The organism is Streptomyces sp. NPDC107546, from assembly GCF_055639175.1.
Genome location: NZ_JBVKBA010000002.1, coordinates 372,543 through 387,307 on the forward strand (window position 1 = coordinate 372,543; position 14,765 = coordinate 387,307).

A 14,765-nucleotide genomic window follows, 5' to 3' on the forward strand; every position below is an offset into this window, starting at 1 on the left:
CATGAGCGCTGCACTTGTGAATGAGGCGAGCCCGCCGACCGCCGCCGGTGCCGCCGTGAGGCGCCGCACCCGGCGGCGGGGGCGGATCATCGCCCTGCTGTTCGTGTTCCCCGCGCTGCTGCTGCTCGGTGCGCTCGTCGTGTACCCGGTGCTGTTCTCGGTCGGCCGTAGTTTCTTCGACGCCTCCGGCACCCGGTTCGTGGGCGGGGACAACTACGCCGAGATGTTCCGCGACCCGGCGACGCTGAAGGCCATCCGGAACACGACGATCTGGGTGGTCGTGGCCCCGGCGCTGCTGACGGGCCTCGGTCTGATCCTGGCCGTGCTGGTGGAGAAGGTCCGCTGGGCGACGGCGTTCAAGCTGCTGCTGTTCATGCCGATGGCGGTGTCCTTCCTCGCCGCCGGCATCATCTTCCGGCTCGCCTACGACGAGGATCCCAACAAGGGGGTGCTGAACGCGGCCGCGGTCTCGATCCACGACGCGTTCAAGAGCGCGTCGTCGTATCCGACGGCCCGGGCGCGCGAGGGGCAGGGCCTGACGCAGGGCCGTGACGGGTCGTACGCGACGAGTGCGGGCGTCTCACCCGGCGGCTCGGTGACGCTTGCGATGGTCGGCGTGCTGCCCAAGGACCTGCCGAAGGATGCCTCGCCCGCGTACGCGGCGGCCGGGAAGAAGGCCGCGGCGGACGAACTGCGCGGGGTCGTCTACCTGGACTTCACGCCCGGTGGCGGCGGGAAGCAGGGGAAGGTCGACCCGCGGGAGAGCGGGCTGCCCGGGATGAAGGTCGAGGCCGTGCGCGACGGGCGGACGGCGGCCAGTACGACGACGGCGGCCGACGGCTCCTTCCGCTTCCCGGGGCTGAAGTCCGGCTCGTACACGGTGAAGCTGCCGTCCTCGAACTTCGCGGCGCCGTACCAGGGCGTGTCCTGGCTCGGGCCGGCACTGGTCACGCCCGCGATCATCGGGGCGTACCTGTGGATCTGGACCGGCTTCGCGATGGTGCTGATCGGCGCCGGGCTGTCGACGCTCCCGCGGGACGCGCTGGAGGCGGCGCGGATGGACGGGGCGAACGAGTGGCAGATCTTCCGGCGGATCACGGTGCCGCTGCTCGCACCGGTGCTGACCGTGGTCTTCGTGACCCTCGTCATCAATGTGATGAAGGTCTTCGACCTCGTCTACATCATCGCGCCCGGGCCGGTGCAGGAGGACGCGACCGTGCTCGCCACCCAGATGTGGCTGGTCTCGTTCGGCGGCGGCAACAACCAGGGCCTCGGCAGTGCGCTGGGTGTGCTGCTCCTGCTGCTGGTGATCCCCGCGATGGTCTTCAACGTCCGGCGTTTTCGAAGGAGTCAGCGATGAACGCGGTGCGGCGGGGGCTGGGCAACGGGCTGGTGCAGGCCTTCCTGGTGGTGGTCGGCCTGATCTGGCTGACCCCGCTGGCGGGGCTGTTCGTGTCGTCGCTGCGGTCGTCGGAGGACACGGCGAAGGGCGGCTGGTGGACAGCGCTGGTCAGCCCCGGGCAGCTGTCCTTCGACAACTACTCGGCGCTGCTGAAGAACGCCGGGATCACGCAGGCCTTCTGGAACACCGTGCTGATCTCGGTGCCGGCGACGGTGCTGGTGGTCGTGCTGGCGGCGCTCGCCGGGTACGCGTTCGCGTGGCTGGACTTCCCCGGCCGGGAGCCGCTGTTCCTGCTGGTGGTGGCGCTGCTGGTGGTGCCGGTGCAGATCGGTCTGCTGCCGGTGGCGAAGCTCTTCGGCGCGCTGGGCCTGTTCGGCACGATCCCGGGCGTCGTCCTCTTCCACGTCGCGTACGGGCTGCCGTTCGCGGTGTTCCTGCTGCGGAACTACTTCGCGGAGATGCCGAAGGAGATGCTGGAGGCGGCGCGGATGGACGGAGGGAGTGAGTGGCGGATCTTCACCCGGCTGGTCCTGCCGGTGGGGCGGCCCGCGATCGCGAGCCTCGCCATCTTCCAGTTCCTGTGGGTGTGGAACGACATGCTGGTGGCGCTGCTGTTCGCGGACAGCTCCTCACAACCGCTGACCGTCGCACTCCAGTCCCAGATACGGCAGTTCGGCAGCAACATCGACGTACTGGCGCCGGGAGCGTTCCTGTCGCTGATCGTGCCGGTGGTCGTGTTCTTCGCGTTCCAGCGGCACTTCGTGCAGGGGGTGATGGCGGGCTCGGTCAAGTGACCGAGCCACGCCACGCGACTCGCACGGGGGCCGGCCCGGGAGTCGGCCGCCCCCGTGGTGACGGGGGCGGCAGCCGGGTCATCCGCTGCCGCCCCCGTTCCTCACGGCGACGCCGGTGGGTACAAAGAGCGCGGTAGCTTCGATGCCGCCGCCGAGTCCAGCAGCCACAGCGTGCGTGAGCGGCCGTACGCGCCCGCCGCCGGCGCCTGGATCTCACCCGCGCCCGACAGGGCGATCGCCGCCGCCTGCGCCTTGTCCTCGCCCGCCGCCAGCAGCCACACCTCGCGCGCCGCCCGGATCGCCGGCAGCGTGAGGGAGATGCGCGTCGGCGGCGGTTTCGGCGCGCCGTGGACGGCGACGACCGTTCGTTCCGTCTCCCGCACCGCGGGCAGTTCCGGGAACAGCGACGCCACATGCGTGTCCGGGCCGACACCCAGCATCAGCACATCGAAGGTGGGCACCGAGCCGTGGTTCTCGGGACCCGCGGCCCGGGCCAGTTCCGCAGCGTACGCCTCGGCCGCAGACTCCGCGTCCGCGCCGTACGGGCTGTCCGACGCGGGCATGGCGTGCACGCGCTTCGGGTCCAGCGGCACGGAGTCCAGCAGAGCCTCCCGGGCCTGGGTCACGTTGCGCTCCGGGTCGCCCTCGGGCAGGTACCGCTCATCGCCCCACCACAGGTCCAGGCGGCCCCAGTCGATGGCGTCCCGGGCCGGTGCGGCGGCGAGCGCGGCGAGCAGGCCGTTGCCGTTGCGGCCACCGGTGAGCACGACCGACGCGGAGCCGCGCGAGGCCTGCGCGTCCACGATCTTCGTGATCAGCCGGGCCGCCGCGGCCTGGGCCATCAACTCCTTGTCGCGGTGCACGACGAGCTGGGGAGCAGTCACTTGGCGGCCGCCTTCTTCGCCGGGGCCTTCTTGGTGGCCTTCTTCGCGGGTGCCTTCGCGGCCGTCTCCACGGGGGCCTCGACCGCCGCCGGCTCCTGAGCCGCGGGCTCGCCGGCCCCGGGCTCGCCGGCCTTCGGCTCGCGAGCCGAAGCCTCGGCGGCGCCTGCGTTCAGCCGGTCCACCCCGTACCGCAGCGCCGACGCGTACGTGTCGTCCGGGTCCAGTCGCCGCAGCTCCTCCGCGATCAGCTCGGCCGTCTCCCGGCGCTTCAGCGCCACGGCACGGTCCGGCTGGCCCTGGATGGACAGGGTCGCGAGCGAGCCGTCCGCGCGGTCCAGGGCGATCGGGCCGCAGTTCGTCTCCATGCGGACCGCGGTCAGGCCGGGGCCCGAGGAGAGCGAGCGCTTCACCGGGACGTCCAAGCGGTCCGCCAGCCACATCGCCAGGAGTTCGCAGCTCGGGTTGAACTCCTCGCCCTCCACCTCGACCTTCCGCACCTCGCAGGTGACCTGGTCGAGGGCCGCGGCCAGCATCGAGCGCCAGGGCGTGATGCGGGTCCACGACAGGTCCGTGTCGCCGGGGGTGTAGGCGTCGGCGCGGGCGCTGAGCTCCCGCACCGGTGCCTCGGCCGTGTAGGAGTCCGTGACCCGGCGCTGCGCGAGCGCGCCGAGCGGGTCGTTGGCGGGGTCCAGCGGCGCGTTGACCGGCCACCAGGCGACGACCGGGGCGTCCGGCAGCAGCAGGGGGAGGACGACCGACTGGGCGTGGTCCACCACCTCGCCGTACAGCCGCAGCACCACCGTCTCACCGGTGCCCGCGTCCGCGCCCACCCGCACCTCCGCGTCCAGACGCGAGGAGGTGCGGTCGCGCGGCGAACGCGAGACGCGCTTGATGACCACGAGGGTGCGCGAGGGGTGCTCTCGGGAGGCCTCGCTCGCGGCCCTCAGCGCGTCGTAGGCGTTCTCCTCGTCGGTGACGATGACCAGCGTGAGCACCATGCCGACGGCGGGCGTGCCGATCGCCCGGCGGCCCTCCACCAGCGCCTTGTTGATCTTGCTGGCCGTGGTGTCCGTGAGGTCTATCTTCATGGCCGGCGCCAGCTCCGTCCGTCTCGGTGAAGCATCTCGTCCGCCTCGACGGGCCCCCACGTGCCGGCCGGGTACTGCGCAGGCCTGCCGTGCTCGTCCCAGTACTCCTCGATCGGGTCGAGGATCTTCCAGGACAGCTCGACCTCCTCCGTCCGCGGGAAGAGGTTGGCATCCCCCAGCAGCACGTCCAGGATCAGGCGCTCGTACGCCTCCGGGCTGGACTCCGTGAAGGACTCGCCGTAGGCGAAGTCCATGGACACGTCCCGGATCTCCATCGAGGTGCCCGGCACCTTGGAGCCGAAGCGCACGGTGACGCCCTCGTCCGGCTGGACGCGGATGACGACCGCGTTCTGGCCGAGCTCCTCGGTGGCCGTCGTGTCGAAGGGGGAGTGCGGGGCGCGCTGGAAGACGACCGCGATCTCCGTCACCCGGCGGCCCAGCCGCTTGCCGGTGCGCAGGTAGAACGGCACGCCCGCCCAGCGGCGGTTGTCGATCTCCAGCTTCACCGCGGCGTAGGTGTCGGTCTTCGACTTCTTGTCGATGCCCTCTTCCTCGAGGTACCCGATGACCTTCTCGCCGCCCTGCCAGCCGGCCGAGTACTGCCCGAACACGGTCGAGGCGCCCAGGTCCTTCGGCAGCCGGACGGCGCCGAGCACCTTGGTCTTCTCCGCGGCGAGCGCGTCGGCGTCGAAGGAGGCGGGCTCCTCCATGGCCGTCAGCGCCAGCAGCTGGAGCAGGTGGTTCTGGATGACGTCGCGGGCGGCGCCGATGCCGTCGTAGTAGCCGGCGCGGCCGCCGATGCCGATGTCCTCGGCCATCGTGATCTGGACGTGGTCCACGAAGGACCGGTTCCAGATCGGCTCGAACATCGTGTTGGCGAACCGCAGCGCCAGGATGTTCTGGACGGTCTCCTTGCCCAGGTAGTGGTCGATGCGGAAGACCTGGTCCGGGGCGAAGACCTCGTGCACGACCTTGTTGAGGTCCTCGGCCGACCTCAGGTCGTGGCCGAACGGCTTCTCGATGACCGCGCGCCGCCAGGAACCGCCCGACTGCTCGGCCAGGCCGTGCTTCTTCAGCTGCTGGATGACGACCGGGAAGGACTTCGGCGGCACGGAGAGGTAGAAGGCGAAGTTGCCGCCCGTGCCCTGCGCCTTGTCGAGCTCCTCGATGGTCGAGCGCAGCCGCTCGAAGGCGTCGTCGTCGTCGAAGGTGCCCTGGACGAAGCGCATCCCCTGCAGGAGCTGCTGCCAGACCTCCTCGCGGAACGGTGTGCGGGCGTGCTCCTTGACGGCGTCGTGGACCACCCCGGCGAAGTCCTCGTGCTCCCAGTCGCGGCGGGCGAAGCCGACCAGCGAGAAGCCCGGGGGCAGCAGACCCCGATTTGCCAGGTCGTAAACGGCTGGCATCAGCTTTTTACGTGACAAATCGCCCGTAACGCCGAAGATGACCAGGCCCGACGGCCCCGCGATGCGCGGGAGCCGTCGGTCCGCGGCGTCACGAAGCGGATTCGCTCCGTGTACGGATGTCAAGATCTCAGCCCTCCGAGGGCGCGAGGCGCTGCAGTTCCGCCTCGGTCGACTTGAGGAGGTCGTTCCAGGACGCCTCGAACTTCTCGACGCCCTCGTCCTCCAGGAGCTGGACCACCTCGTCGTACGAGATCCCGAGCTTCGCCAGCGCGTCGAGGTCGGCGCGCGCCTGCTCGTAGGTGCCGGCGACGGTGTTGCCGGTGATCTCGCCGTGGTCCTCGGTGGCCACCAGGGTGGCCTCCGGCATGGTGTTCACCGTGTTCGGCGCCACCAGCTCGTCCACGTACAGGGTGGGCTTGTACGCCTTGTCCTTCACTCCGGTGGAGGCCCACAGCGGACGCTGCTTGTTCGCGCCCGCCTTCTCCAGCGCGCTCCACCGGTCCGAGGAGAAGACCTCCTCGTACGCCTGGTAGGCCAGGCGCGCGTTGGCGACGGCGGCCTTGCCGCGCAGCGCCTTGGCCTCGTCGGTGCCCAACTTGTCGATCCGCTTGTCGACCTCGGTGTCGACGCGGGAGACGAAGAACGACGCCACCGAGTGGATCTTGGAGAGGTCCAGGCCCTTCTCGCGGGCCTTTTCCAGACCGCTGAGGTAGGCGTCCATGACCTCGCGGTAGCGCTCCAGCGAGAAGATCAGCGTGACGTTGACGCTGATGCCGTTGCCGATCGTCTCGGTGATCGCCGGCAGGCCCGCACGGGTCGCCGGGATCTTGATGAGGGTGTTCGGACGGTCGACCAGCCAGGCCAGCTGCTTGGCCTCGGCGACGGTGGCCCGGGTGTTGTGCGCGAGCCGCGGGTCGACCTCGATCGACACCCGGCCGTCCTGGCCCTCGGTGGCGTCGAACACCGGGCGCAGGATGTCGGCGGCGTCCCGGACGTCCGCCGTGGTGATCATGCGGATCGCCTCTTCGACGGTGACCTTGCGAGCGGCGAGGTCGGCGAGCTGCTGGTTGTAGCCGTCGCCCTCGGAGATCGCCTTCTGGAAGATCGTCGGGTTGGTGGTGACGCCCACGACGTGCTGCTGGTCGATCAGTTCGGCGAGGTTGCCGGACGTGATCCGCTTGCGCGACAGGTCGTCCAGCCAGATCGCGACGCCTTCCTCGGAGAGGCGCTTGAGTGCGTCTGTCATGGGAAATGCATCTCCTACGTGTCGTATATCAGCGTCAGCGCTGGGCTGCGGCGATCGATTCCCGGGCGGCGGATGCGACGTTCTCGGCAGTGAAGCCGAACTCGCGGAAGAGCACCTTGCCGTCGGCCGAAGCACCGAAGTGCTCCAGGGAAACGATGCGCCCGGCGTCTCCCACGTACTTGTGCCAGGTGAGCCCGATCCCTGCCTCCACCGAGACCCGCGCCTTCACCGACGGCGGCAGGACGCTGTCCCGGTACCCCTGGTCCTGCTCCTCGAACCACTCCACGGACGGCATCGACACCACCCGCGTCGGAACGCCGTCGGCCTGGAGCTGCTCGCGCGCCTCGACGGCGACGTGCACCTCGGACCCGGTCGCGATCAGGATGACCTGCGGCTCGCCGCCTTCGGCCTCGAACAGCACGTAACCGCCGCGCGCGGTGTCCTCGTTCGGCTCGTACGTCGGCACGCCCTGACGGGTCAGTGCCAGACCGTGCGGGGCGCCCTTGCCGAACTCCTTCGTCCAGCGCCTGAGGATCTCGCGCCAGGCGATCGCGGTCTCGTTGGCGTCGGCCGGGCGGACGATGTTCAGGCCCGGGATCGCCCGCAGCGAGGCCAGGTGCTCGATCGGCTGGTGGGTGGGGCCGTCCTCACCGAGGCCGATGGAGTCGTGCGTCCACACGTACGTCACCGGCAGGTGCATCAGCGCGGACAGGCGCACGGCGTTGCGCATGTAGTCGGAGAACACGAGGAACGTGCCGCCGTAGATACGGGTGTTGCCGTGCAGCGCGATGCCGTTCATCTCCGCGGCCATGGAGTGCTCGCGGATGCCGAAGTGGATCGTGCGGCCGTAGGGGCTCGCCTCCGGCAGCGGGTTGCCGACCGGGAGGAACGAGCTGTTCTTGTCGATCGTCGTGTTGTTCGACCCGGCGAGGTCGGCGGAGCCGCCCCACAGCTCGGGAATGACGGCACCCAGCGCCTGAAGCACCTTGCCGGAGGCGGCACGCGTGGCGACGCCCTTGCCCGCCTCGAAGACCGGGAGCTTCTCCTCCCAGCCGGTGGGCAGCTCGCCCTTGCTGATCCGGTCGTACTCGGCGGCGCGCTCGGGGTTGTTGTCCCGCCACTGCTGGAAGGACTTCTCCCACTCGGTCTTGGCCTCACGGCCCCGTCGCAGCGCCTCGCGGGTGTGCGCCAGGACCTCGTCCGAGACCTCGAAGGACTTCTCCGGGTCGAAGCCGAGGACCCGCTTGGTGGCCGCGACCTCGTCCTCACCCAGCGCGGAGCCGTGCGCGGCCTCGGTGTTCTGCGCGTTCGGCGCGGGCCAGGCGATGATCGAACGCATCGCGATGAAGGACGGCCGGTCCGTGACCTTCTTCGCCGCCTGGATCGCGTTGTAGATCGCGTGCGGGTCCAGGTCGCCGTCCGGCTTCGGGGCGACGCGCTGCACATGCCAGCCGTAGGCCTCGTACCGCCGAGCCGTGTCCTCGGAGACCGCGGTCGCCGTGTCGCCCTCGATGGAGATGTGGTTGTCGTCCCACAGAAGGATCAGGTTGCCGAGCTTCTGGTGCCCCGCCAGCGAGGACGCCTCCGCGGAGATGCCCTCCTGCAGGCAGCCGTCGCCGGCGATGCAGTAGATGAAGTGGTCGAAGGGGGACTCGCCCTGCGGGGCGTCCGGGTCGAACAGACCGCGCTCGTAGCGGGCGGCCATCGCCATGCCCACGGCGTTGGCGACACCCTGGCCCAGCGGACCGGTCGTCGTCTCCACGCCCACCGTGTGCCCGTACTCGGGGTGGCCGGGGGTCTGCGAGCCCCAGGTGCGGAAGGACTTCAGATCGTCCAGCTCCAGGCCGAAACCGGCCAGGTAGAGCTGGGTGTAGAGGGTCAGGGACGAGTGGCCGGCGGACAGCACGAAGCGGTCACGGCCCACCCAGTCGGCGTCGGCCGGGTCGTGGCGCATCACCTTCTGGAAGAGGGTGTAAGCGGCCGGAGCCAGGCTCATCGCCGTACCCGGATGGCCGTTTCCGACCTTCTGTACGGCATCGGCGGCCAGGACACGCGCGGTGTCGACCGCACGCTGGTCCAACTCGGTCCACTCGAGGTCTGTGGTGGTCGGCTTGGTGCTCACCCTGGGTCAGGGCTCCTCTCCACATGTCGAATGCCGGTGCACTGGGCGCCCACCGGCCGCTGCTGAGCCTACCCCTGTAAGTACGTGCGTCTTTTCGGGTCATTCCAGACTGCCGGGAGTCCAGGAAGTCCGCCTCCCGACCCGCCATATCCGCAGTCGGCAACTGAATACGGGCGCGCTCATCCGATCGCTCAATCGAGCTGGGTCCGGCTCGTGCTTCCCCCTCACTCACCAGCGGCACGGCCACCGCCCAACACGACCCACCCCCCGCGAAGGGCGCGCTTCGGGCAACGTCTAAAGTTGCGTGAGTACGCGCGAGCCTTTACTGGGCGTTCACAGCCACGGCTCGCTGGGATGTCTCTGTCAGGGGTGTGCGTGACGGCCGTCGAATCCCGTCCAGCGGGGGTGCTTGGTGCGAGCAAGAGCCCGAGCCACCGGCCGTTCGGGGCCCGTGTAAAGGCGTTCGTGGCACTGACCAAGCCGCGGATCATCGAGCTGCTGCTGATCACCACGGTCCCGGTGATGTTCCTCGCCCAGCAGGGCGTGCCGGACCTGAAGCTGGTCCTGCTCACCTGCGTCGGCGGCTACCTGTCCGCAGGCGGCGCCAACGCGCTGAACATGTACATCGACCGCGACATCGACGCGCTCATGGACCGCACCTCCCAGCGCCCGCTGGTCACCGGCATGGTCAGCCCGCGCGAGTGCCTCGCCTTCGGCATCACGCTGGCGGTCGTCTCGACGCTCCTGTTCGGCTTCACCGTCAACTGGCTGTCGGCGTGGCTGTCGCTCGGAGCCCTCCTTTTCTACGTCGTCGTCTACACGATGATCCTCAAGCGCCGTACCTCGCAGAACATCGTGTGGGGCGGCATCGCCGGCTGCATGCCGGTGCTCATCGGCTGGTCCTCCGTCACCGACTCCATGTCGTGGGCGCCGGTCATCCTCTTCCTCGTCATGTTCTTCTGGACGCCGCCGCACTACTGGCCGCTGTCCATGAAGGTCAGGGAGGACTACGCGCGCGTGGGCGTGCCGATGCTGCCGGTCATCGCCTCCAACAAGGTGGTCGCCCGGCAGATCGTGATCTACAGCTGGGTGATGGTCGCGGTCTCCCTGCTGCTGACCCCGCTCGGCTACACCGGCTGGTTCTACACGGCGGTCGCGCTGGCGGCGGGCGGCTGGTGGCTGTGGGAGGCGCACGCGCTGCAGAACCGGGCGAAGGCGGAGGCCACCGGGGTGAAGCTGAAGGAGATGCGGCTCTTCCACTGGTCGATCACGTATGTCTCGCTGCTGTTCGTCGCGGTGGCGGTGGATCCGTTCCTCCGCTGACGAACACCTCGGGGCAGCCGACGTACGTCACAGGGCACTGCTCTCGCCAGTCGATCTACTCGTCGGTAGCATCCTGACCATGGCAGACACGCAGCAGGTTGACCCCAAGGACGAGCGCAGGGTGGCCCGGATCGCCCGGCAGATCGACTCCTTCTCCAAGGCCCACGGCGGCGCCGAGGGCCAGGTCGCGTACATCGGGCGGCGCGGGGCCCGCATCGTGCTCGTCGGAGAGGACGGCACCTGGGGCGACGTCGTGGCGCCCACCTACGCCGTGGCCGAGAAGGCGGTGGAGAAGTCCGGCATCACCGTCCACGAGGCGTTCGACGGCGAGTTCGCGGGCAAGGTGAAGACCGGCCCGTACGAGTGGACGCGCATGGCGGGGATCCAGGTGGGCGGCACGCGCACCGCCCAGTAGCAACACCTCACGCCGGGTTCACCCGTTAGGACCTTCAGGAGGCACGGTCCAGTCACGGGAGTCCGGATGATCGAAACGCCGTCCCTGGTGGACCAGTACTGCCACGGCGTGGTCCGTACCGAGCTGGGTCTCGGCACCTTCGAGGCCCACCTCGCCCGTACCGAGGGGCCGCCCGCCGCCGGTACGACGCTTTTCGACACCCAGACGGGCTTCGCCGTACGCCGCTGGTGTCCGCCGCTGCTCGGTCTGGAGCCGCACTGCCCGCCGGCCCGCTATCTCGCCCGTCGGCGGGAACTCGGCGTCCTGGAGTCGGGGCGCAGGCTGCTGCGCGGCAGCGGCATCACCACCTACCTCGTCGACACCGGGCTGCCCGGCGATCTGACCGGGCCCGCCGAGATGGCGTCCGCCGGGGAAGCCGAGGCACACGAGATCGTCCGCCTGGAGCTGCTCGCCGAACAGGTGGCCGACACCTCCGGCACCGTCGAGGGGTTCCTCGCCAATCTCGCCGAGTCGATCCACGGGGCGGCGGCACACGCGGTGGCGTTCACCTCGGTGGCCGGCGTACGGCACGGTCTGGCGCTCGCGCCGGAGCCGCCGGGCCCGGGGGAGGTGCGCGGCGCGGCCGGCCGCTGGCTGGCGGGCCGCAGAGTCGGAGGCACCCTCTCGGACCCGGTGCTGCTGCGCCATCTGCTGTGGAGCGCGGTGGCCTCGGGCCGGCCGCTCCAGCTCCACGCCGGCCTCGGCGAACCGGGCCTGCGCATCGACCGCACCGACCCCGTCCTGCTCACCGACTTCGTGCGCGCCAGTGCCGGTCTCGGAACGGACCTCGTCCTGCTGCACGGCTATCCGTACCACCGGCACGCGGCGCACCTGGCCGGTGTCTTCCCGCACGTCTACGCGGACCTGGGCGCGGCCCTGGTGCGCACCGGCGCCCGGGCCGCCGCCGTCCTGGCCGAGGTCCTGGAGCTGGCGCCCTTCGGCAAGGTCCTCTTCTCCAGCGGCGCCCACGGCCTGCCCGAACTCCATGTGGTCGGCGCCCGCCTCTTCCGCGAGGCGCTGTCCCGGCTGCTGGGCGGCTGGGTCGCCGAGGGCGCCTGGTCGCTCGCGGACGCGCAGCGGGTGGCGGGGATGATCGCGGCGGGGAACGCGCGGCGGGTCTACGGGCTGGAGTGAGCCGTACGGCCGGGGCGCGGGTCCGTCAGGCGTTGGTGAGGGCCGACTCCGTCGAGGGACCCGGAAGGCCGGCGGTCACGCCGGTGCGCTCCCGCAGTGACAGCAGCACCCGGAGCACCCCGATCCACACCAGGCAGGAGCCGAACATGTGGAAGCCGACCAGAAGCTCCGGAAGGTGCGTGAAGTACTGCACGTAGCCGATGACGCCCTGGCCGAGGAGGATCAGGAACAGCTCACGGGTGCGGTGCAGCGGGCCGACCGGCGCGTCGACCGCCCTCAGGACGAACCACAGGGCGAACGTCAGCGTCACCACGATCCAGGCGAGCACGGCGTGCCCCTTGGCGACGGTCTCCCAGTCGACGTGCATCCGATCGACCTCGCGGGAGTCGCCCGCGTGCGGTCCCGCACCGGTGACGACCGTGCCGACCGCGATCAGCAGCACGGAGGCGACCACCAGGAACCACACCAACTGCTGGACGGCTTTGCCGACCAGCGGGCGCGGTGCCTCGTCGCCCTCCCGTGTGCGCTGCCACATCACCGTGGCCACCGTGATGAGCGCGGTGGACAGCAGGAAGTGGGCGGCGACGGTGTACGGGTTGAGGCCGACCAGGACCACGATGCCGCCGAGGACCGCGTTGCTCATCACGATCCAGAACTGCGCCCAGCCGAGCCGGGTGAGGCTGCGCCGCCGCGGCTTCTCCGAACGGGCCGCGACGATCGCCCAGCCGACGGCCGCGCACAGCACGTACGTCAACATGCGGTTGCCGAACTCGATGGCGCCGTGCCAGCCCATGGCGCGGGTCGTGGTCAGCGAGCCGTCCGTGCACTCGGGCCAGGTCGGGCAGCCCAGCCCGGAGCCGGTCAGGCGCACGGCACCGCCGGTCACGACGATCACCACCGACATCAGGAGCGCGGCGAGCGCCGCCCGCTGAACCGTCCTGGGATGCGGGGTCCAGCGTGCGGCGATGAAGGCGAGCGGGTTGCGCACGGCCGCTACGGCGTCGGCGCGGGTCACGTTTGGCACGCCTTTCATGGTAGGGGGCCGCTTGTGCACGCTTTCACGAGGGGTCGGCCCAGGCGGAGCGGGTCACTCCCAGCGGAAGAACCTCCCGGCCGCTGCCAGCCCCACCACGGCCCACACCGCCAGGACGGCCAGGTCGCCCCAGGGCGTTCCGGCCCCGTGCTGCAGCACGGACCTGAGGCCGTCGGAGAGGGCGGAGATCGGAAGCAGCCCGAGCACGTCCTGGGCGCCGGAGGGGAACTTGTCCAGCGGCACGATCACACCGCCGCCCACGAGCAGCAGCAGGAACACCAGGTTGGCGGCGGCCAGGGTGGCCTCCGCCTTCAGCGTGCCCGCCATCAGCAGGCCGAGCCCGGAGAAGGCGGCCGTGCCGAGGACCAGCAGGAACAGCATGGCGAGGGGGTTGCCGTGCGGCGACCAGCCCAGCGCGAACGCGATCACCGTCAGCAGGACCACCTGGAGGACCTCGGTGACGAGGACGGAGGCCGTCTTGGCGGTCATCAGCCCCCAGCGGGGGAGCGGGGAGGACGCGAGCCGTTTCAGCACGCCGTAGCGGCGCTCGAAGCCGGTCGCGATGGCCTGTCCCGTGAACGCGGTCGACATCACGGCGAGCGCCAGGATGCCGGGGGCGAGGAAGTCGACGGCCTTGCCCGCGCCGGTGTCGACGATGTCGACCGAGCTGAAGAGGACCAGCAGCAGCGTGGGGATGACGACTGTCAGGAGCAGCTGCTCGCCGTTGCGCAGCAGCATCCGCGTCTCGAGCGCGGCCTGCGCGGCGATCATGCGGCGCAGAGGGGCGGCGCCCGGCTTGGGCGTGTAGGTGCCGACGGTGGTCACGAGCGCAACTCCTTGCCGGTCAGCTCCGGGCTGTGTTTTCCCGGGGGCCGACCCCCGGGCCCCCGGCCGGTCGCTGTGCGGGCCAAAATCATGAGCGCAACTCCTTGCCGGTCAGCTCCAGGAAGACGTCCTCCAGGGTGTGCCGTTCGACCGAGATCCGGTCCGGCATCACCCCGTGCTGTGCGCACCACGAGGTGACCGTGGCCAGCAGCTGCGGATCGACCTTGCCCATGACCCGGTACGCGCCCGGCGTCAGCTCCGCCGCGGAGCAGTCGGCCGGGAGCGCCTTCAGCAGGGAGCCGACGTCGAGGCCGGGCCGGCCGGTGAAGCGGAGCGTGTTCTCCGCGCCGCCGCGGCACAGCTCCTCCGGGTGGCCCTGGGCGATGACCCGGCCCGCGTCGATGATCGCGACGTCGTCGGCGAGCTGCTCGGCCTCGTCCATGTAGTGGGTGGTCAGGATCACGGAGACGCCGTCGCTGCGCAGGTCGCGGACGAGGTCCCAGGTGGCCCGGCGGGCCTGTGGGTCGAGGCCGGCGGTCGGCTCGTCCAGGAACACCAGCTCGGGGCGGCCGATGACGGCCATGGCGAGCGCGAGCCGCTGCTGTTGCCCGCCCGACAGGCGCCGGTACGGCGTCCGCCCGCAGCCGCCGAGCCCCAGCCGCTCGATGAGCGCGTCCACTTCGAGGGGGTGCGCGTGCAGTTTGGCCACGTGGCGGAGCATCTCCTCCGCCCGTGCACCCGAGTACACGCCGCCGGACTGGAGCATCACACCGATCCGGGGTCGCAGCGCGGCGGCCTCCCGGACCGGGTCGAGGCCCAGGACGCGCACCGTGCCGGAGTCCGGCTTCCGGTAGCCCTCGCAGGTCTCGACCGTGGTCGTCTTTCCCGCCCCGTTGGGGCCGAGAACAGCGGTGATGCCCGCCCGGGCCACCAGGTCGAGCCCGTTCACCGCGGTCTTCGTGCCATACCGCTTCACCAGGGCCTGTACCTGGACGACCGGCTCACTTCCCATGGGTCCAGAGTCTAGGTAGGCGCGTCGGGCGCCGGACGAGGG

The 14,765-nt window shown here is 70.6% G+C and carries 13 protein-coding genes; 5 read left to right on the plus strand and 8 right to left on the minus strand.

Features of this window, described 5'->3' with window-relative positions:
- The first annotated feature begins 1 nt into the window (after position 1).
- Positions 2-1,360 carry a carbohydrate ABC transporter permease gene (locus ACZ7L1_RS04230; protein WP_471434026.1) on the plus strand — a complete coding sequence of 453 codons (1,359 nt, stop codon included), beginning with the start codon at positions 2-4 and terminating at the stop codon, positions 1,358-1,360.
- Complete coding sequence (locus tag ACZ7L1_RS04235) at positions 1,357-2,196, plus strand: carbohydrate ABC transporter permease (protein WP_471434027.1); 840 nt, start codon at positions 1,357-1,359, stop codon at positions 2,194-2,196. Before ACZ7L1_RS04230 ends, ACZ7L1_RS04235 begins: the two co-directional genes overlap by 4 nt.
- Positions 2,197-2,297: 101 nt before the next feature.
- Here ACZ7L1_RS04235 and pgl read toward each other — a convergent pair whose 3' ends face one another.
- From pgl to tkt, 5 genes are read right to left on the minus strand one after another with little or no spacing between them, the layout of a single operon-like run.
- Positions 2,298-3,080, minus strand: a complete 783-nt coding sequence (pgl, locus tag ACZ7L1_RS04240) for a 6-phosphogluconolactonase (RefSeq protein ID WP_471434028.1) — start codon at positions 3,078-3,080, stop codon at positions 2,298-2,300.
- Positions 3,077-4,168 (minus strand): glucose-6-phosphate dehydrogenase assembly protein OpcA, encoded by a 1,092-nt coding sequence (gene opcA, locus ACZ7L1_RS04245; RefSeq protein ID WP_471434030.1) that lies wholly within the window; start codon positions 4,166-4,168, stop codon positions 3,077-3,079. Before opcA ends, pgl begins: the two co-directional genes overlap by 4 nt.
- Complete coding sequence (gene zwf, locus ACZ7L1_RS04250) at positions 4,165-5,697, minus strand: glucose-6-phosphate dehydrogenase (protein ID WP_471434032.1); 1,533 nt, start codon at positions 5,695-5,697, stop codon at positions 4,165-4,167. Before zwf ends, opcA begins: the two co-directional genes overlap by 4 nt.
- 4 nt (positions 5,698-5,701) lie before the next feature.
- Positions 5,702-6,820 carry a transaldolase gene (gene tal, locus ACZ7L1_RS04255; protein ID WP_471434034.1) on the minus strand — a complete coding sequence of 373 codons (1,119 nt, stop codon included), beginning with the start codon at positions 6,818-6,820 and terminating at the stop codon, positions 5,702-5,704.
- A 34-nt stretch (positions 6,821-6,854) separates the two neighbouring features.
- Entirely contained in the window at positions 6,855-8,942 is a 2,088-nt protein-coding gene (gene tkt, locus ACZ7L1_RS04260; protein WP_471434036.1) for a transketolase, read from the minus strand.
- Positions 8,943-9,311: 369 nt separating this feature from the next.
- Between tkt and ACZ7L1_RS04265 the strand changes: the two genes are divergently transcribed.
- The 3 genes from ACZ7L1_RS04265 to ACZ7L1_RS04275 all read left to right on the plus strand — a co-directional run bounded on the left by ACZ7L1_RS04265 (position 9,312) and on the right by ACZ7L1_RS04275 (position 11,853).
- Complete coding sequence (locus tag ACZ7L1_RS04265) at positions 9,312-10,265, plus strand: heme o synthase (RefSeq protein WP_471434229.1); 954 nt, start codon at positions 9,312-9,314, stop codon at positions 10,263-10,265.
- A 79-nt stretch (positions 10,266-10,344) separates the two neighbouring features.
- Positions 10,345-10,680: a hypothetical protein gene (locus ACZ7L1_RS04270; protein ID WP_471434038.1), complete on the plus strand. Its 336-nt coding sequence runs from the start codon at positions 10,345-10,347 to the stop codon at positions 10,678-10,680.
- 66 nt (positions 10,681-10,746) lie between these two features.
- The gene (locus ACZ7L1_RS04275; protein ID WP_471434040.1) at positions 10,747-11,853 is read left to right on the plus strand and encodes an amidohydrolase family protein; all 1,107 of its coding nucleotides are present in this window, start codon (positions 10,747-10,749) and stop codon (positions 11,851-11,853) included.
- A gap of 25 nt (positions 11,854-11,878) precedes the next feature.
- Here the strand turns inward: ACZ7L1_RS04275 and ACZ7L1_RS04280 are convergent, their stop codons facing one another.
- The 3 genes from ACZ7L1_RS04280 to ACZ7L1_RS04290 form a co-directional block, all read right to left on the minus strand.
- The gene (locus tag ACZ7L1_RS04280; protein WP_471434041.1) at positions 11,879-12,886 is read right to left on the minus strand and encodes a COX15/CtaA family protein; all 1,008 of its coding nucleotides are present in this window, start codon (positions 12,884-12,886) and stop codon (positions 11,879-11,881) included.
- Positions 12,887-12,940: 54 nt separating this feature from the next.
- On the minus strand, positions 12,941-13,657 hold the full coding sequence (locus ACZ7L1_RS04285) for an ABC transporter permease (RefSeq protein WP_471434230.1): 717 nt from the start codon (positions 13,655-13,657) through the stop codon (positions 12,941-12,943).
- A gap of 142 nt (positions 13,658-13,799) precedes the next feature.
- A complete protein-coding gene (locus tag ACZ7L1_RS04290) occupies positions 13,800-14,723 on the minus strand; it encodes an ABC transporter ATP-binding protein (RefSeq protein ID WP_471434043.1) in 924 nt (307 codons plus the stop codon).
- Between the last annotated feature and the right edge of the window lie 42 nt (positions 14,724-14,765).